Below are 16,633 nucleotides of genomic sequence, written 5' to 3'. Positions count from 1 at the left end.
GTCCGTTATGGTGAATTGAAGCAGCAAGACTAGTGCTTATAATGACTTCTTCAATAAGTATTCTGCTAATTGATCGAAGGTGCCAGTGAATCCTTCTTTAACCATGTCTTTTGATTCATTAAAGGTACTGTCCTCTTCCTCAGTCGGGGATACTGGCATTAAAACCACTGTCAGGTTGGTCTTTCCTTCATCCTCAATGAACGTCATAGCAGTCAAGGTTCCCATAGGCCAATTTTCGTCAAAGGGTGCACGTACAGTGTTGCCTTCCTCATCAGCAAAGAAACTAATGTAAATGATTTTCTCAGGTGAGACAATATCACTGTATTCAAATTTAACCCACATTTTGTCGCCGTCTTCGGGCTTCTGGCTATAATGAAAAACCCCGCCCGAGCGGAAATCTGATTGAGAAACCTCAAATGTCCAATCTTTTGGCCCCCACCAGTTCTGAAGGTGTTCGGATTTGGTGAATGCCTCGAAAACGAGTTCACGTGGAGCATTAAAAGTATAAGTAATTTTGATTTGAGTTGACATTGTATTTCCTCCAATTTTACAGGCAGTGGTTTTCGTATTGGTCGTAATATAATTTGATTTTCATTATTTCCAAATTAACGTACTTATAAAGCAGAGTTAAAAAGGAAAGTCCACGGGCAGCATCAGTTGGGGGAGTTGTCAGATTGGAGCAGCAAAAAAAGGGCGGACAATCAGACCCGTCAATGGTCCAAGAAGCACACGCTAGACCTGCATCCTATTGCGCTCCATCCATGCCGTGGCCCAGTCGACCAACGGTCGTTGTTCCAAGAAGCGCACATCGGCGTTTCCTACTTTATGAATCTTCACGTTTTTTTCGTTATCGTATTGCTGCCCTAATTGAATAAAATCTTCGTCATCCACAGCTTGGGTCTTGTAAGTCACCCATTCGCGTATGCCGTTAATCTTCATGGCGCTGCTTTCCTCGGAGAACTTCTTGCCAGGGAAATTGGCCCTTGTTTCCGCCAAGTGCAGCGACGTGTTTTTGTCGTAGCCGACGCCAACCAAAAGCACGTAACCGTTTAGCTGGTACAGCTTATCGAGCGGGGAGCCTTCTCCAAAAATATTGCTCAAATCATGATTTTCCGTTAGGTATGACGCATGCTTGCCTACTGCTGCTATGGAACGCGCAGGGTGGTCGGACCTTTTGGCTCCTGGCCACTTGCGGAACATCTCGGCCACGACGCCCATACCGATTGCCGGGGTAACCTCTTTATCATAAGCGGGCCAGTGTTCTCTAATGGCAGGCCACCACTCTACAGGCTCCTCCCAGTGCACGCCTGTGGACGGGTCGAGATTTTTCCACGTTTGGGATGGCATGACCAGGGTTCCTGTTGCTCCGACGATTTCAAGCAGGGATCGAATGAACGTCTCGGCTCCGCCTACAACAAAACCAAGCTTGCTTAACGAAGTATGGACCATGATGGTTTGTCCTTCCATGAGTCCGCAGTCTTTGAACTTGTCGATGAGGTCTTCTTTGGTTAGAATGGCTTTTGTTTCAATCATAATCGGAATCTCCACCTTGTCATTTTAATGAAGAACAAAAAAACAACCCGGCTACAAGTAGCGGGGTTGTCTCTAGCAAGGCTAGCGAAGCAGTGCCCTAAAATTTCATTACTAACTATATTGTACCAGCCCTTTTTCTATGCGGCAATCATTAGGGAAAAATAAGAGTTGATTAACACATATTTAATTTTTGTTCTCTAAAATGGTATCGTAAGTATCTGTACATGTATGTAAACTGTACTCAAAGTAGCTACGGTTCAAAAATGAATGGGACGTCCATCTGCAGTTTTGCAGAAAAGAAAGGATGTAATTATGTATCAAGGAAAGTTACGAAAAATCACCATTATACTGTTAGCAGTATATACCGTTTTGACCTTATATTTTTTGTATATAGGTTTTAACCGAGCTTCCTTTCTTGAAGATTCTAGCATGCGATATAGTTTAATACCTGAAGGGATACCTTTACACTTTCCAATGGGACGGAGCTTTCAGCTTTGGTTTTTTGAGTTGGGCAACTTTGTAGCCTTTATCCCCTTTGGAATTGTCATCCCACTTCTGTTTCGTTGCCACTTCATTCGATTTATAACTTTATTTATTCTGTCCATTACGATTGTTGAAATCATACAAATGCTTTCTCGTTTAGGATCCTTTGATATTGATGATATCATCATTAATACATTAGGGGCGGCGGTAGGATTTGGGGCACAGCGGTTGGTGCGCCGTGATCGAGATAACTTCAAAGGGATCTGCCGAATCTTCTTAACAGCCATTGTACTTGCGATTGGAGTCATTGCTATTGTTGGTGGCATCAATCATTATTTAGAAAAGGGAGGCGGCGAAGTCGTAGCCCTGAATCAACTCGCATTAAAAGATGGGTCTGTACTGTGGGATGAAACCCTTTCAAGTTTCACTTCCGTTCAAAAAAAGGTTGAGCCTCAGATCAATGTATACAGTAGAAACAATACAAGAACTAATGAGTTTACGTATCTTTTAAATGGGAAATATACAAGAATGGCAGGCTATGCCGCAATACCGGATGATGTAATCAACGCAGCAAGCGATGGGAGAAGTGACATCATTTTTATTGCGGATGGCATAGAGATTTATTCATTAGGTTTATCAGCCGAAAGCGGATTGAATCAGGACACCTTTCAAATCCCCTTAAATGGAGTAAATGAAATTACCATTAAATTAATGAATGATGACCCAAACCCGGCTACAAATGCCGTGATGTGGGACGTTACTCTTACAGAAGTAAACACGGGACAAATGATTATAAATCGTTTGAAAGAAAAACTAAAATCGTTATTCTATGGGTAAAAAGGCAAACGATTTTTCTTAATAGAATCTGCCATGTACACCCATCCGATCAGCCCGCATAAAACAAATCCAAACGCATGCAGCGCTCCGTAAATCGGAATGAAATCGAATATGGTGAAGGAAAACATGTTTTTCAGTAACGGATAGAACATGGATAGGACAATAACCGAATAAAAAGCTATGCAAGAAAGGACTAAAAAGAAGGTTGCCTTATGGTGTAGAGAGTTTCTCCTTAAGTATGCAAGGAGATAAGTGGTATAAATTACAATATTACAGGCGAACATAGTGACGCCAATGTACTCAATCGGCTTTGAGAAAATCATACCGATAGCGATCAGAATGGGTCCGATGATATCGATGGCTACGACCCAGGGATACCAGTTTTTTTTCGTCATAATCCGTCCCAGCACACCAATAAAAATCGGAACGATAGCAGATGAAAAATGAAAGTGGACTGAGCTTAACGCGTGCGTAGCAGGATTAGCTTGGAAGAGGTTAACTTGATACTGATATAAGGTGAACCAAATGCCTCCTATAAAGAAATAAACGAGCCCCGCGCCAATCGCTATTTCCGCTGTTTGTCCCTTATGAATCACAATATTGATCAAGCCATAAATGCAAAGCAGCAATGTGAACAGCAGCCACCCAAGGGAGAGAGTCCCTGGTATTGCAGTGCTTCCTAACCCCCACATCTTACTGCTCATTACGGAGGCTAAGGTAAGAAGCGCTGCGGGAAATTGAAGCAGCTTAATAACAGCATAGATCTTCCTTTGATGTGCATTCTTTTCGTCATGGTTCAAAAGTAAAATCACAAGAGGTACAATGACGAAGGCTGCAAACAGCAGAAATTTTTCAACAAGCTCGAATTGGAAGTAATCCAGATAAAATATAAGGATTGTCATGATTCCACCGGGAATCGCTGGTCCGATCAATGATTTCATCATTTTCCTCAAGAGACTATTCATGGTGATTCCTTTCTAACTGCGCTTGGCGTAATACCTGCCTGCATCCGTTTGTGAAGCTTGCTTTATTGTAGATATTTGGTTCTCTTTTTAGTAGTGTAACACTTTTTTTGTAGAAAGACCCGTTAAGCTGAACCGTATCATAAGTGATGGCTTCAAGAAGAACGCCTTCAAAAGGAGGAAATATAAAACGCCCAAAACACCTCCCAAGAGGAAGTGTTTTGGGCGTTTAAGCTAAGGGTGTTTATTTAGACTCTGTGAGTCGGCCTACAAGCAGCCCGTACATCAATAGAGCGAACAAGGCAACGCCAGCAAGGATCCATAACACCGTTCCAAAGGAAACTACATCCATAAGAGATGCCGTATAGGTGATGCCGATAGAAGCGGCTACATTCAACACCAGGTTGTAGAATCCAATGGCTGTTCCTGACTTCTCTGCAGGAATGGAGCGTACACAGGAATCAAGCATAGGCGCGTACATGAATGCGAATGACCCCGCGAACAGAAGCATGGAGATCACATATACAGGAACCGAACCCCCAGTAAGGCCGGGCAAAGCCAAGCTGCATGCGATTAAGCCCATAGCAATGGAAACCGCTTGCTTATTGGATAATACTTTTGCTATTTTGCCAGACAGCGAGCCGACGATGATCGCCGTTACATAACCTGGTATCAGCAGCAGTGAAATCGTGTCGAGCTGAAGATCATACATCTTCTGAAGCAGGAATGGGAAAATAAAGATGTAGCCCAGTTGAACGGTATAAATCACAAAGGCGATGGCAAGAACCGCTGCAAACCGTTTGTTTTGGAAGAAGGAAATCCCGATGAACGCCTTCTTACTCTTGCTGATATAGCCAAGGAATAGTGCTGCTGTGACAACGAAGCTCACAATAAAGATCCAGTTGAAATCCGTCAAATACATCAACACTGAAGTCGTAATGGCGGATATGAGAATAAGGCCGATAAGATCAACATGACTCTTCCGAGATTGCTCCTTCGGCAAATATTTCAAAATGAAGGGAAGCAGGATCAACGACAGCAGCGGAATTAAGAATAACGTTGTCCAACTTAAATAGGTGGACACGAATCCCCCTGTAAGGGAACCGATAACAAGAGAAAGCGAATAGCTGCTTGTGCTAAGGCCCAGGAACTTTTTCTGTTCTTCTTTGGGCAGGTGTTTCATTACATAGATTACGTATAAAGTTTCAGCCGCGGCCAGACCAGCAGTCTGGATCATACGAGCAACAACAATGATTAGATAAGAGTCTTGAAAAATATACCCGATAATCGAACCAATGCAGATTAAGATAATCCCTGCAACCAGCAGCTTTCTGATACTGATGGTGTCGGCCAAAGAGGCATAGATGACCGCGCCGATGCCAATTACAAGTCCCGCTAACGAGGCTTGCAAGCTAACCATAGTTGCCGAGATTCCCAGATCATCGCCTATAGCTACTGAAACCAGCTTGAAGGAGTTATCGATGATTAAGGCAAAGACGAAAAAGAGCAGAATGACAGGGACGGCCCTTTTCGCTTGAAAGGATGGGGTAGTTTGTGGTGCTTGTTCAGTTATTGTAGCCATTCGCCACATTCCCTTCTTGGAATCAGATGATTAAGCAAGTTCCAGTGCAATTTCCATCATTTTAGTGAAAGCAGTCTGTCTCTCTTCAGTAGTCGTGGATTCATGTCTGAAGATATGATCGCTGATCGTCAAGATGCACAGTGCGTTAACGCCGGCTTGAGCTGCGTTCATATACAGTCCTGCAGATTCCATCTCAGCGCATAGAATGCCCATCTCGCTCCATCTCTTCAGCGCAGTTTGATCCGCATTATAGAAGATGTCACTGGAGAGCACATTACCTACATGAACCTTCTGCCCCTGCGCATCCGCGATCTTCTTAGCTTTTTCCAGCAGCTCGAACGATGCCGTAATCGAATAGTGGCCTGGGAGATTGTATTGATGTCCGTAATTGGAATCGGTTGCAGAACCCATTGCAAAAACAATGTCATACAGATTCAAATGATCTTGAATCGCCCCAGCGGAACCAATTCGAATGAGATTTTTAACGCCGAATACATGAATCAGCTCCCATGAATACAAGCTCATGCTCGGAGTTCCCATACCAGTTCCCATTACGGAAATTTTTCTGCCCTTGAACGTTCCTGTGTAGCCCAGCATACCGCGGACATTATTGAACTGGACGGCATTCTCCAAATAGTTCTCTGCAATAAACTGCGCTCTTAGGGGATCGCCCGGCAATAGAATCGTTTCGGCGATTTCTACGCCTCCAGGTTTAATATGCGGTGTTTCTTTATGGGATGTGCTCATGTCAAATCTCCTTTTCCTTACAAATTGGTATAGTTGTATATAAAGTTGTCTAATTGGTACATGGATAAAGTACCACATATCGCCGTCCCTTATCAACACATTTTTTCTGGAGGAATTTCCCGTATTGTATCCCTTAAGCCGATCTCCTATGCAAAAAAGGGCAGTGGTCTCTCCTGTATGGAGAAAGCACTGCCCTCAATGATCATACGTCCTAATTTTTCGAAGCGTTGATCACAATCTGGCTAAATTCTTTGGGAATATAATATTTATTGTATACCATAGGGTACTGTTCATTGACATATAGACTCTCCAGCAGCAAGTCACATCCCTCGCCGGCATCAAGTTTATATTTCTGAGAGGAGGTATTCATCACTGTGGAATGCTTGACCTCCACCGTTGCAGAGTTAGCGAGCTCATATACCTTATTCTCAAGCATGTCCAGCAGTTGCTCTTCATTTTGGAGATCCAGGTTCAATTCGGTTACGGCCTCAATAGCCATAAAGGTAAACCCATAAGCCACCGCCTGTCCTTTACTCATATACCAGCGCTCAATAGCTACCACCGCCGTGGCTTTCCTTTTCAAGACCTCTTTCGTGTAGTCACTCTCCAGGTCCAGTCTGAACTGGATGTCGACTTGGTCAATGTCCTCAGTATGGCACTTATAAATAGGATTTCCGATTTTCTCCAGCCCATCATTTCGCTGCATCATTCGAGATCGGGTCACAAAGTTCCCTTTACCATGAATACTCGTCACCAGCCCGTCATCCTGTAATAGAGCTAATGCTTGTCTTAACGTCATTCTGCTGACGTCGAACATTTTGGCAAGCTCAGGTTCAGTAGGCAATTGACTATTGGAGGGGAACACCCCACTCATGATCTTTTTGAAAAGTTCATCGTATACCGTAAGGTATAGCGGCTTTTTTTCCTTGGGTAGATGTCCCGGCTTTATTTCCATCGGTTCACACACCTATTCTCTTAATTCATCAGTTAGAGCATATTATAGCACACCTGTAATCGTTGAGTTTGAGTGGACTTGCGTTAAAGTGTACACATATAGCAGACAGAGCAACTCCGTTGCAGCTCCATAAGCACAGTCGCTTTCTACTAGACATGCAGCCTATTGCGTTCCATCCATGCTGTGGCCCAGTCGACCAAAGGTCGTTGTTTCAAAAGCCAGACATCGGCGTTTCCACTTTATGAATCTTCACGTTTTTTTTGGTATCGTAGTCCTGCCCCTATCCTTTTTCTCTGCAGCAATAGCTTTTACTTTGTTGTAGGAAGCTGAGAGCGCTTGTACTTGACAAATGAATTGGAATCAAGCAAAATTCTAACTAGTTAGTTTAGAAATAATTGGAGTTGTTCATAAGCATGCAAAAGAAGAGAAAAACGTATGATGCAGTCAGATCAAAAGAGATGATTCTTGACGCTGCAGAGGAGATGTTTGCTGAGCATGGGTATGCCGCCACTCGAATTGATTCGATAGCGAGCCTGTCGGGGTATAATAAAAGCCTTATATACCAGTATTTCCAGGACAAACTAGGGCTGTATACGGGTGTGATTAAACGGGCGGATCAGTTGGGCAATACCGTATTTGAAGGTTTGTTGGGGGGCAGCTTAGCAGACGCGGCAACGACCTCAGATCCGTCAAAATTCCGCCGAATGCTGGAAGAGGTCATACAGAACTCGTTTCAGTTTCTATTGGATCATCCGAGATATTTAAAAATATATGTATGGGAATCTGCGGAGGAGTGGAGAGTATGGAAATCCATTGCCTATTCGCCCGATGATATGATCCTGTTTCGCCGGCTTGCTGAGTCTGCAAAAGAAAACGGATTGATCCGAAAGGATATTGAACCGATCATGGTGCCGATTGTACTGATGAATCTGGTCATTCCATTTGTGCAGTCCTATCGTCGACTTAGCGAAATGTCTGATAACTCGATGATATCACTGGAACAATTTAAAGAACAGCTGGTCCTTCTCGTTGTTTATGGATTGATGGAGCCGTCCTTGTTGTAGACAGGGAGGCTTTTTACATCCCTAAATATAAATAACTAGTTAGATTAATTTGAGAGGAGCTTGAAAATGAAAAGATTTCAGGACAAAGTTGTTATTGTAACTGGCGGAGCAGGCGGGATTGGGGAGGCTACAACTCGATTGTTTGCAGAAGAAGGAGCTAAGGTAGTCGTGGCTGATTATTCTGATAGGGGCAAGGAGATATCCAGAGCACTCAATGGAAAGGGCCTGGATAGTATTTTTATACAAACGGATGTGACAAGTGAAGAATCGGTCATGCAAATGGTGGAAACCACGGTTCGCCAGTTTGGCAGGGTAGACGTACTTTTTGCCAATGCAGGGGTAGCCAACGATGGTCCAACCGACCTGGTTAATTATGAGGTATGGCAAAAAGTAATTCAAGTGAACTTATCCGGTGTGTTTCTTTGCAACAAACATGTGATCAAGCAAATGCTGGTTCAAGGCGACGGAGGGGCAATTGTCAATTGTGGGTCTGTTCATAGTTTTGTAGGGAAAGCCCGTGTAGCGGCATATGCGTCAGCCAAAGGAGGCGTTCATATGCTGACAAGATCATCGGCTGCGGCGTATGCCGCCCAAGGTATTCGTGTGAATACCATTTGTCCAGGCTATATTGAAACCTCTCTAATTAGTGGACTACCGAAGGAAGCGCTGCGATATTTGCAGGCCCAACATCCGGTAGGAAGATTGGGCACATCTGAAGAAGTAGGAAAGGCGGTTTTGTTTTTGGCAAGCGAGGATGCCTCGTTTATTACGGGAACCAGTTTGTTGGTAGATGGTGGCTATACGGCTGTATAAGCAACTTATATTTTATGCGAACATGGTTGCCGTGTCTCTGAATAAGTCCTAGCAATCCTCAATTGACAAAGAAACCACCATTCCATGAATGGTGGTTTTGAATTTGTGACGGCTCCGCTAGGATCTATAACGGCGTCCGTTCATATAGAAATCTTCCTCGCGGCCAACCCGGAAGGAAATCTCCAGATCAGGTATACCCAGCGAGCGGACATGCCTATCAATGGCCTCGGCCATTTTATCGCGCACTTCATCCCCGCGCTCAAACCACCATACGTCGATGAAAGGATACGAATCGGTATATTTTCCGTCAAATATAGCGGTGACGTGCAAGCATTCTAAAGTGAAATTATCCGTTCCGCATTGGCATATGGCAGCCATCTCTTCTACAAGAGGTATGCTAATGGAACGTATGCCCTCGGCTGGAACTCCTCTAAAAATTAATTGCGGCATCTAATATTCCTCCTATCGATCTAACTTTAGCTTTTTCATTTACTTATTGTATATGTACAAGTCAGCCTGTGGCAAATGGAGATAAAATTGAAGAATGGACTAATTTTTCTGATAAAACATACAGTACACGGGTACATGGTTGATTTGTGTTTCTCTACTCATCGTAAAGCCAAATCTCCGATACAACTTTATATTTTCTTTATTTTCAGTATCCAAAGCGACTCCTTGCGAGGTATCGTCTTCATTTACCATATTTAACAGGTGCAGCAGCATGGCTGTACCGAGTCCCTTTCCCTGAGCCTCCGGCTTTACTCCAATCATAACGAGGTAGTGATGCGTTAATGAGGGGGCAGCGGATCTTGTGATACGCATATAAGAATGAAGGAGATTCAAGGTTTTTCCTGATATTCGTGTACTCCATAGAATAGAATACATGATTGCGAAAAATACGCCTTTTATATTCTGCAGCTTATTTAATTGCGGTTTCTCAATGAGATAAGTGCCAAGCAAGCTTTCATTTTCAAAAATTCCCCACACCTCCTCATTGCAAAAAAAGCTCTTATCAAACATAAAGGAAACAAAAGCGGTTACTTTGTTTTTTGCTTTTTGGTCCAATTGCGAGTTGCCAAACAAGTGCAGGAATAAGGGATCTTGAGCAAACGCTCTGCTCATAAGTGACACGAATGCGGGTTTGTATGACTGTGTTAGCTTGGATATTGTATACGGAGAACTCATGTGTCTTCACCGATGTTGTTTATTGCTTTACCATAATGATCCACAGCGAAGCTAAATAACACTTTAAGCATAAATAATAAACAGATGGTCAGCATATAGGGCTGTATATCTGGCAGCAGTGGAATACCACCCAGGCCAATCGATAGAAGCAAGCCTGCAATTAGGAGTTGAGATGGTTTACCGTGTAGAGCATTCACGACCAATGCCCCTGCGATTGTATACGCCCAAACCCCAATGGAGTACCAAATATCTGTATTTAAAAGAAGTGCAACAAGCACAATATGAAAATGTATGGCAATAAATACGATACGATTCTTTTTTCGTGCTGCATAAAAGTTGCTGGTTGAAGGAGTGAAATTGGCCACACATCCGGAAAATATATCGAAAATGAATAGGAATGCCAGGGCGCCGCGCCACACCGGCAAATTTTCCGTTAGTTGGGGGAACATCAAATATAACGAAGCCGTTAATAGTCCTCCAAAAAGAAATATGGACAAAATAGACACAACAGATTGTTTTTCACCAAAAATATCATGTAGAAATAAAGGAATCCGCAGTTGTTTCAATGGAGTACACTCCCATCATAAAGTAATACTAGCTGGCACTACTTGAATTTTTGTAGTTATAGAGTAAAGCGAACCAATAACTACAAATCCATTATAGTTCAACAAAATGGAAATGAGAACAGTTTTGTAGTAAATTTGTTTAATTACTCTAAAAGTTAAGCTGCACATACAGTTAAGGTGAAGAAGATATCACCTGCAACTATGGTTCAGCAGAGCTCTTAAGTCAGGTATATAAGACGAGGATATGAGGACTGATTCCAATGTTCTCGTATGCTACAATAAGTGGAAACTATAGCATTTGGGAATTCAGGAACGGAGGGAAAGCATGCTTGAGTGGGATAGTGATATATGGGGAAAGCTGTCAGGTCCGTACAGTTCTGCTGACAACGTACCAGCGTTATTGCAGCAGCTGGCGCAGGAGTATAGCCAGGAGGTTTTTGACGAACTCTTTCAGGAGTATCTATTCCATCAAAATACGATCTATACGGCTACCTACGCGTCAATGCCGTATTTGGCACAGCTAGCCTGCTCTGCTTCGGATTCGGAAGTGCGCAAAGAGTTCTATATCAACTGCGGTATCATCGAGGCAAGCCGAGATGGGAGAGATGAGGCACCATTCCCGGCATCTTGGGCTGAACTGGCTGAGGATGTAGGAAGCACCGTTTGTACGGAATTATATATTGAATATATCGAGGCAATTGATAAGCTCCGGGCGCTTACAAAGGAAGTGTTCGCTTATGCAGCGCAACAAGCTATGGACGAAACAGAGAAGCGTTACATTTTGATTGCGGATGCTGCTTATCGCGGCTCATACAGTATAGCCAACATGCTGATAACATTCAGCGAGGGTGATGAATATGTCGCCGTGTGTCCGGCTTGCGAGGAAGATGTGTACATATGGACCGTTGAAGATCATTCAGGTATTCTTCAAGCCTATGCGGAAGATCCCGTCTTTCACACGGGTCAGGAACCACATATCATTGTCCCGGTTACATCATTTGCAGATGAGGAAGTACAAGCATTAGCGGAGCGGGCGGAAGCGATCGGAGAGCGAATATTGGCCGCGCATCTGCGTTATTTAGCGGGGGAAACCATATGTCCATCCTGCCGTGAGAACATTTCCGTATGGCCGTCTTTACTTCGCACCTTTACAGGGTAGAGCGAAAGATAAAGTGGACGGTAAAAAAGAAGAATCAATTGAATCATTAGGAGCTGTCACATCGCGACAAGCTCCTTTTTTGTGGTCTTGTTTGTTATATAAAGGGAAATAGAGGGGGGCGTCGAAATGCATAATACATAAAAAGAAAAATTTGGTTGTACTCAAAATGACCCAAGTGTGTAGGAGGATTAATGTACCGGATTCTCATTGTAGAAGATGATCAGCGAATTGCCGAGCTTTTATCCAATCATTTGGATAAATACGGATATCAGCCCATTATGGTGACTCAGTTTGATGCCATAGATCAAGCCTTTGAACAAATCATGCCTCATCTTGTCTTGCTGGATGTGAACCTGCCTAAATTTGACGGATATTATTGGTGCAAGCAAATCAGAAAAATTTCATCTTGTCCCATTATTTTTATTTCTGCTCGAACAGGAGAATTGGATCAGGTGATGGCCCATGAATGTGGCGGAGATGACTTTGTAACCAAACCTTTTTATTATGATGTCATTGTTGCCAAAGTGAAAAGCCAAATCCGACGTTCGTATGGGGAATTATCTAACGGAGCCGCTGATACGGAACGAGAAGTTCATTTTTATGGAATGACGTTTTTTCCAGAACGCCCAGAATTGCATTACGGACAGCAGAGATTATCGCTTATGAAAAAAGAAGCCGATCTGCTCGACCTGCTCATTAACAAATATCCACGCACGGTAAAGCGGGAGAAACTATTTGAACGGATGTGGGACGAAAAAGAATTCATCAACGAGAATACGTTGAATGTCAATATAGCTCGGTTACGCAAGAAGTTCACAGAGCTCGGGATAGAAAATGCCATCGAAACCGTCAAGGGCTTAGGCTACCGTTTGAACGTATCTTGGAACGAGGTGGACAACGAATGAGATTATTTGTAAGGGAGAATACATCCTATATCGTCCTTCATGTCATGCAGTTTATATTTTTATATGCGACGTTTCGCTGGTTGGATGTAACTGTTGTTGAAGGCAATATCGTGTATCTCTTTCTGGTGAGTCTTTTTATGCTGCTCATTTATCTTTCCTGTCGTTATGTGGTTGGACGCAGCGGCTATAAATGGTTAAGCAAGGTTTCTGATTGCAAAGATCCAAAGTCTTTCTTGCAAATGGACGTAACTTCACCGTTGCTGCGTACCTTCAAGAGAGGGCTTGCACGGCAATATCATTTAATGCAGAGCTGCAGAGAAAGAGCCACACAGGCAAAACAGGAGCAAATTGATTTTATGAACCGTTTTGTCCATTTGCTGAAAACTCCGCTTTCCGCATTGCACCTGATAGTTCAGGATCGTGAGGACTCGGATGGTTCGGAGGACATGCAAGTTGAAATCGTTCGTATGGAGTATCAGTTGAATATGATTCTGACCCTGTCAAGAATGTCCTCCTTCCGGCAGGATTTCTATATTGAAAGGATATCCATAGAGCCATTGGTGGTTGAAGTCATTAACGAATTAAAGAGCCACTTCATACACCATCAGTTATTCCCTTTAGCTGATGTACAGGAGAATGCCATCGTACTTTCAGATCGCAAATGGTTGAAGTTTATACTCATGCAGCTGCTTACCAATGCCATTCGTTATTCTGATGGTGGCAACCGATACATCAGAATTGTTGCGGATCAACAGGATGGTGATATGACATTGACTGTGAAAGATGAAGGCATAGGCATCTCCCCTCAAGACCTGCCTAGAGTATTTGACTTGTATTTTACGGGTGCCAACGGACGCAAATTTGGTGAATCCACAGGCATCGGCTTATATCTCGTTCGGAAAATAGGGGATGAGCTCTGTCACAAGGTTTCAATCCAATCCTCTTTGGGAGTGGGGACGGAGGTCAAGATTGGTTTTTCATTATCCAATCATCCAGAGTTGACAAGGTGACAAATATGTAATGTTGATGTTATCTAGAACGATAGCGGCATCCCTTCCTTTCTTATAACTTAAGAGTAAGAGAAGAAAGGAGCGAAAACATGCATGAATATGCTGGAGATCAGTAAGGTATCCAAAATATACGATGGGAAGGTCTCTTACCAAGCGTTAAGACATATCGATTTTATCGTGCCTAAAGGTCAATTTGTTGGAGTGATGGGCCCATCGGGGAGTGGAAAGACAACGCTGTTGAATGTCATTTCGACCATTGACCATCCCACCACTGGAGAGGTTGTCATCCATGGGAAAGTACCCCATCAACTGCCATCGGAGCAATTGGCTGTGTTCCGACGCCGCGAACTAGGTTTTGTGTTTCAGGACTTCAATTTATTGCATACGTTGACCGTACGGGAAAATATATTCCTGCCACTCGCTCTGGACGGAGTAGCTGTCAGGAACATGAATGGACGGTTGAACGCAATTGCTCCTATTCTAGGCATTACTGACATTCTCGACAAGCGTACCTATGAAATATCTGGAGGGCAAGCCCAACGCGCAGCCATTGCAAGAGCCATCATTCATGAACCGGCGCTGCTGCTTGCGGACGAACCCACGGGAAATCTGGACACCAAATCATCTCGTGATGTCATGGAGTTGTTTCGCAATATTAATCGTGAACTTGGAGCAACGATGTTAATGGTTACCCACGATCCAACAGCTGCAAGTTATTGCGACCGAATTATTTTCATTCGAGATGGTTCTGTATATAACGAGATTTATCGCGGGGAAAATCAGAACGACTTTTATGACAACATTATGGATGTGTTGTCCTTTCTGGGAGGCGATTCTCGTGACGTTTCGACAATTCGCCTTTAAAAATGTGCAAAGAAATTATAAAGCCTATTTGGCTTATTTTCTTAGCAGCACCTTTTCCATATTGGTCTTCTTCCTATTTGCTGCGAACCTGTTTCATCCGATGATTGGAGAGAATTTCACATCTGGACCCGTTCATTCTGTTCTGTCTGCAGGAGAAGTTGCGATATCCATATTTTCTTTATTGTTTATCCTATACTCAGTGGGAACTTTTTTGAAGACGCGATCAGGAGAATTTGGTTTGCTGACGATGTTAGGTGCTACACGTAAGCAATTGAATCGACTGATTTCATTGGAGAATATCATCATTGGAATTGCAGCAATGGGGACGGGAATCACCACCGGACTTTTTTTGTCGAAATATTTTTTAATGTTTGCTTCGATGATTCTAGAGATTCCAGAACTTGAATTTTACATGCCAGTGAAAGCCATTCTTGTTACCATAACCTGTTTTCTAATTATATTCGTCTTGATCTCAAAGCTCGCTCCGCTTGCAGTGAGATCCAAGGAGATCCTCGCACTCCTTCAAGGGAACCAAAAACCGAAAGAACCGCCTAAAGCATCCATATGGCTCTCTATAGTAGCAATAGTCTTGATTGCGGCAGGTTATATCATTGTAGTATTCAAAATAGCGATTCCTTTTGACTTAGGCATAATCGCCATACTGGTTGCAGCGGGAACCTACCTGTTCTATTCGCAGCTTAGTGTATTTACCTTAAGGCGATTGGCAGCCCTTCCAACATTATTTTTTAGCAAAATAAACTTGCTTTGGATTTCAGACTTGGTTCATCGTATGAAAGATAACGCTCGATTATTGTTTGTTGTCACGCTTACCTGCACGGTATCATTCTCGACAATGGCAGCTTTTTTTGCCATTTATCAGACGGTTGACGAGGAATACGCGAAGAGCTACCCCATTCCGTTCAATTATTTCTCCTATTCCTCAGACGTTCAGCGTGATCATCATCTTTCTCTCATTTCTTCTACCTTAGATGAAGAAGGACTTGCGTACAGGCCAGTCTCCGTACCGTTTCTGGAGTTCGACAGTGGTTCAAGTCAGAAGACCGGAGCCATATCCGCTCAAGGTTACAATCGTCTTGCAGAGTTGTTGAACCGAGATACCTTGCAGTTAAAATCTGGGGAAGCCATTGAGGTTTCCATCTGGACGAGCAAAGCGGATTCCCGTATAACCATCCAGGAGGATGCAGTACACTTGGGAAGCGATACACTTCGGCATGTCGGTGCCGTCCAAGACAACATATTTCCAGAAGGTTCGTTTAGAAATTTATATGTATTAAATGATACAGATTTTGAGAAACAGGATTCTGCAATAACCAAAGGTGTATATTATGGTTATTCCGTTCCGAATTGGACGGAGGCATCGATAGCAGCTGAGAAAATTGGAGCCCAAATGGAAACCGATTGGAACGCGTTCAGGTATCGTTCATCGCCGGACTGGTATCAGATGGATCAATTAACTTACAAGCTCATTCTCTTTGTAGGGGCGTTTATCAGCATCGTGTTTTTTATTGCAGCTGGAAGCATGATTTACTTCCGCTTTTATACTGATGTTCAGGAGGAAAAAGGGAAGTACCGTAACCTGAGGAAAATAGGTATGACGATCCGCGAGGTGAAGAAGGTAATTACGGTACAGATGGCGATCCTTTTCTTTATACCATTTTTAATTGCAGCACTACATTCCGTATTTGCCTTGCAAACTCTACAAACACGAATGTCTACCTCCATAGGCAGCTTCGCATCGATGATAATGATTTTCTTTTTTGTAGCGTTGTCTATCTATTTTCTGTTTCTTCGTTCTCGCTATTTGAGAAGTATATTAGAAGAGACTTAATCAAGTGCAGGTTATAGAGAAGAGCTTAGTCTAATGTAGGCGGTTGAATCTGCTGGTGCCGTTGGTGTTGCGTTCGTTAATCGCTTGGATGTTCAAGGAGCTGTCGCTGCGGCAAGCTC

At 43.2% G+C, this 16,633-nt stretch carries 17 protein-coding genes; 8 read left to right on the top strand and 9 right to left on the bottom strand.

Features of this window, described 5'->3' with window-relative positions:
* Positions 1 to 36: 36 nt before the first annotated feature.
* Positions 37 to 531: an SRPBCC domain-containing protein gene (locus AC0YNW_RS22570; protein ID WP_475833869.1), complete on the bottom strand. Its 495-nt coding sequence runs from the start codon at positions 529 to 531 to the stop codon at positions 37 to 39.
* A 201-nt stretch (positions 532 to 732) separates the two neighbouring features.
* The gene (locus AC0YNW_RS22565) at positions 733 to 1,533 is read right to left on the bottom strand and encodes an AAC(3) family N-acetyltransferase (protein WP_475833868.1); all 801 of its coding nucleotides are present in this window, start codon (positions 1,531 to 1,533) and stop codon (positions 733 to 735) included.
* A 312-nt stretch (positions 1,534 to 1,845) separates the two neighbouring features.
* Between AC0YNW_RS22565 and AC0YNW_RS22560 the strand changes: the two genes are divergently transcribed.
* Positions 1,846 to 2,853 carry a VanZ family protein gene (locus AC0YNW_RS22560; protein WP_475833867.1) on the top strand — a complete coding sequence of 336 codons (1,008 nt, stop codon included), beginning with the start codon at positions 1,846 to 1,848 and terminating at the stop codon, positions 2,851 to 2,853.
* Here AC0YNW_RS22560 and AC0YNW_RS22555 read toward each other — a convergent pair.
* From AC0YNW_RS22555 to AC0YNW_RS22540, 4 genes are all read right to left on the bottom strand, one after another.
* Positions 2,844 to 3,794 carry a YndJ family transporter gene (locus AC0YNW_RS22555; RefSeq protein WP_475833930.1) on the bottom strand — a complete coding sequence of 317 codons (951 nt, stop codon included), beginning with the start codon at positions 3,792 to 3,794 and terminating at the stop codon, positions 2,844 to 2,846. The two genes, AC0YNW_RS22560 and AC0YNW_RS22555, sit on opposite strands and share 10 nt — an antisense overlap.
* 265 nt (positions 3,795 to 4,059) lie before the next feature.
* Positions 4,060 to 5,397, bottom strand: a complete 1,338-nt coding sequence (locus AC0YNW_RS22550) for an MFS transporter (protein ID WP_475833866.1) — start codon at positions 5,395 to 5,397, stop codon at positions 4,060 to 4,062.
* Positions 5,398 to 5,427: 30 nt separating this feature from the next.
* Positions 5,428 to 6,144: a purine-nucleoside phosphorylase gene (gene deoD, locus AC0YNW_RS22545; RefSeq protein WP_387477139.1), complete on the bottom strand. Its 717-nt coding sequence runs from the start codon at positions 6,142 to 6,144 to the stop codon at positions 5,428 to 5,430.
* Between the two features lie 211 nt (positions 6,145 to 6,355).
* Entirely contained in the window at positions 6,356 to 7,099 is a 744-nt protein-coding gene (locus tag AC0YNW_RS22540; protein WP_475833865.1) for a GntR family transcriptional regulator, read from the bottom strand.
* Positions 7,100 to 7,512: 413 nt separating this feature from the next.
* Here AC0YNW_RS22540 and AC0YNW_RS22535 point away from each other — a divergent pair, with 413 nt between their 5' ends.
* Together AC0YNW_RS22535 and AC0YNW_RS22530 are read left to right on the top strand one after the other, a co-directional pair.
* Positions 7,513 to 8,163 carry a TetR/AcrR family transcriptional regulator gene (locus AC0YNW_RS22535; RefSeq protein WP_475833864.1) on the top strand — a complete coding sequence of 217 codons (651 nt, stop codon included), beginning with the start codon at positions 7,513 to 7,515 and terminating at the stop codon, positions 8,161 to 8,163.
* A 66-nt stretch (positions 8,164 to 8,229) separates the two neighbouring features.
* Positions 8,230 to 8,976 (top strand): SDR family NAD(P)-dependent oxidoreductase, encoded by a 747-nt coding sequence (locus tag AC0YNW_RS22530; protein WP_475833863.1) that lies wholly within the window; start codon positions 8,230 to 8,232, stop codon positions 8,974 to 8,976.
* A gap of 117 nt (positions 8,977 to 9,093) precedes the next feature.
* Here AC0YNW_RS22530 and AC0YNW_RS22525 read toward each other — a convergent pair whose 3' ends face one another.
* The 3 genes from AC0YNW_RS22525 to AC0YNW_RS22515 all read right to left on the bottom strand — a co-directional run bounded on the left by AC0YNW_RS22525 (position 9,094) and on the right by AC0YNW_RS22515 (position 10,727).
* A complete protein-coding gene (locus AC0YNW_RS22525; RefSeq protein WP_475833862.1) occupies positions 9,094 to 9,426 on the bottom strand; it encodes a DUF1904 family protein in 333 nt (110 codons plus the stop codon).
* A 99-nt stretch (positions 9,427 to 9,525) separates the two neighbouring features.
* Positions 9,526 to 10,098 carry a GNAT family N-acetyltransferase gene (locus AC0YNW_RS22520; RefSeq protein WP_475833861.1) on the bottom strand — a complete coding sequence of 191 codons (573 nt, stop codon included), beginning with the start codon at positions 10,096 to 10,098 and terminating at the stop codon, positions 9,526 to 9,528.
* Positions 10,099 to 10,157: 59 nt separating this feature from the next.
* Positions 10,158 to 10,727 carry a hypothetical protein gene (locus AC0YNW_RS22515; RefSeq protein ID WP_475833860.1) on the bottom strand — a complete coding sequence of 190 codons (570 nt, stop codon included), beginning with the start codon at positions 10,725 to 10,727 and terminating at the stop codon, positions 10,158 to 10,160.
* 325 nt (positions 10,728 to 11,052) lie between these two features.
* Here AC0YNW_RS22515 and AC0YNW_RS22510 point away from each other — a divergent pair, with 325 nt between their 5' ends.
* The 5 genes from AC0YNW_RS22510 (at position 11,053) to AC0YNW_RS22490 (ending at position 16,514) form a co-directional block, all read left to right on the top strand.
* On the top strand, positions 11,053 to 11,886 hold the full coding sequence (locus AC0YNW_RS22510) for a hypothetical protein (protein WP_475833859.1): 834 nt from the start codon (positions 11,053 to 11,055) through the stop codon (positions 11,884 to 11,886).
* Between the two features lie 191 nt (positions 11,887 to 12,077).
* Positions 12,078 to 12,791, top strand: coding sequence for a response regulator (locus AC0YNW_RS22505; protein WP_475833858.1), 714 nt, complete (start codon positions 12,078 to 12,080; stop codon positions 12,789 to 12,791).
* Positions 12,788 to 13,801 carry a sensor histidine kinase gene (locus AC0YNW_RS22500; RefSeq protein ID WP_475833857.1) on the top strand — a complete coding sequence of 338 codons (1,014 nt, stop codon included), beginning with the start codon at positions 12,788 to 12,790 and terminating at the stop codon, positions 13,799 to 13,801. Before AC0YNW_RS22505 ends, AC0YNW_RS22500 begins: the two co-directional genes overlap by 4 nt.
* A gap of 93 nt (positions 13,802 to 13,894) precedes the next feature.
* Positions 13,895 to 14,665, top strand: a complete 771-nt coding sequence (locus AC0YNW_RS22495; RefSeq protein WP_475833856.1) for an ABC transporter ATP-binding protein — start codon at positions 13,895 to 13,897, stop codon at positions 14,663 to 14,665.
* Positions 14,640 to 16,514, top strand: a complete 1,875-nt coding sequence (locus tag AC0YNW_RS22490) for an ABC transporter permease (RefSeq protein ID WP_475833855.1) — start codon at positions 14,640 to 14,642, stop codon at positions 16,512 to 16,514. The genes AC0YNW_RS22495 and AC0YNW_RS22490 overlap by 26 nt, the downstream gene beginning before the upstream one ends.
* Positions 16,515 to 16,633: the final 119 nt, after the last annotated feature.

Source organism: Paenibacillus sp. J31R120 (assembly GCF_056269225.1).
Note: the sequence above shows the minus strand (reverse complement) of the source record. Positions and strands in the feature narration are given on the sequence as shown.

Coding starts and splice junctions, on each gene's coding strand:
- AC0YNW_RS22570 (WP_475833869.1), bottom strand. CDS start 531: ATGTCAACTCAAATCAAAATTACTTATACTTTTAATGCTCCACGTGAA.
- AC0YNW_RS22565 (WP_475833868.1), bottom strand. CDS start 1,533: ATGATTGAAACAAAAGCCATTCTAACCAAAGAAGACCTCATCGACAAG.
- AC0YNW_RS22560 (WP_475833867.1), top strand. CDS start 1,846: ATGTATCAAGGAAAGTTACGAAAAATCACCATTATACTGTTAGCAGTA.
- AC0YNW_RS22555 (WP_475833930.1), bottom strand. CDS start 3,794: ATGAAATCATTGATCGGACCAGCGATTCCCGGTGGAATCATGACAATC.
- AC0YNW_RS22550 (WP_475833866.1), bottom strand. CDS start 5,397: ATGGCTACAATAACTGAACAAGCACCACAAACTACCCCATCCTTTCAA.
- deoD (WP_387477139.1), bottom strand. CDS start 6,144: ATGAGCACATCCCATAAAGAAACACCGCATATTAAACCTGGAGGCGTA.
- AC0YNW_RS22540 (WP_475833865.1), bottom strand. CDS start 7,099: ATGGAAATAAAGCCGGGACATCTACCCAAGGAAAAAAAGCCGCTATAC.
- AC0YNW_RS22535 (WP_475833864.1), top strand. CDS start 7,513: ATGCAAAAGAAGAGAAAAACGTATGATGCAGTCAGATCAAAAGAGATG.
- AC0YNW_RS22530 (WP_475833863.1), top strand. CDS start 8,230: ATGAAAAGATTTCAGGACAAAGTTGTTATTGTAACTGGCGGAGCAGGC.
- AC0YNW_RS22525 (WP_475833862.1), bottom strand. CDS start 9,426: ATGCCGCAATTAATTTTTAGAGGAGTTCCAGCCGAGGGCATACGTTCC.
- AC0YNW_RS22520 (WP_475833861.1), bottom strand. CDS start 10,098: ATGAGCAGAGCGTTTGCTCAAGATCCCTTATTCCTGCACTTGTTTGGC.
- AC0YNW_RS22510 (WP_475833859.1), top strand. CDS start 11,053: ATGCTTGAGTGGGATAGTGATATATGGGGAAAGCTGTCAGGTCCGTAC.
- AC0YNW_RS22505 (WP_475833858.1), top strand. CDS start 12,078: ATGTACCGGATTCTCATTGTAGAAGATGATCAGCGAATTGCCGAGCTT.
- AC0YNW_RS22500 (WP_475833857.1), top strand. CDS start 12,788: ATGAGATTATTTGTAAGGGAGAATACATCCTATATCGTCCTTCATGTC.
- AC0YNW_RS22495 (WP_475833856.1), top strand. CDS start 13,895: ATGAATATGCTGGAGATCAGTAAGGTATCCAAAATATACGATGGGAAG.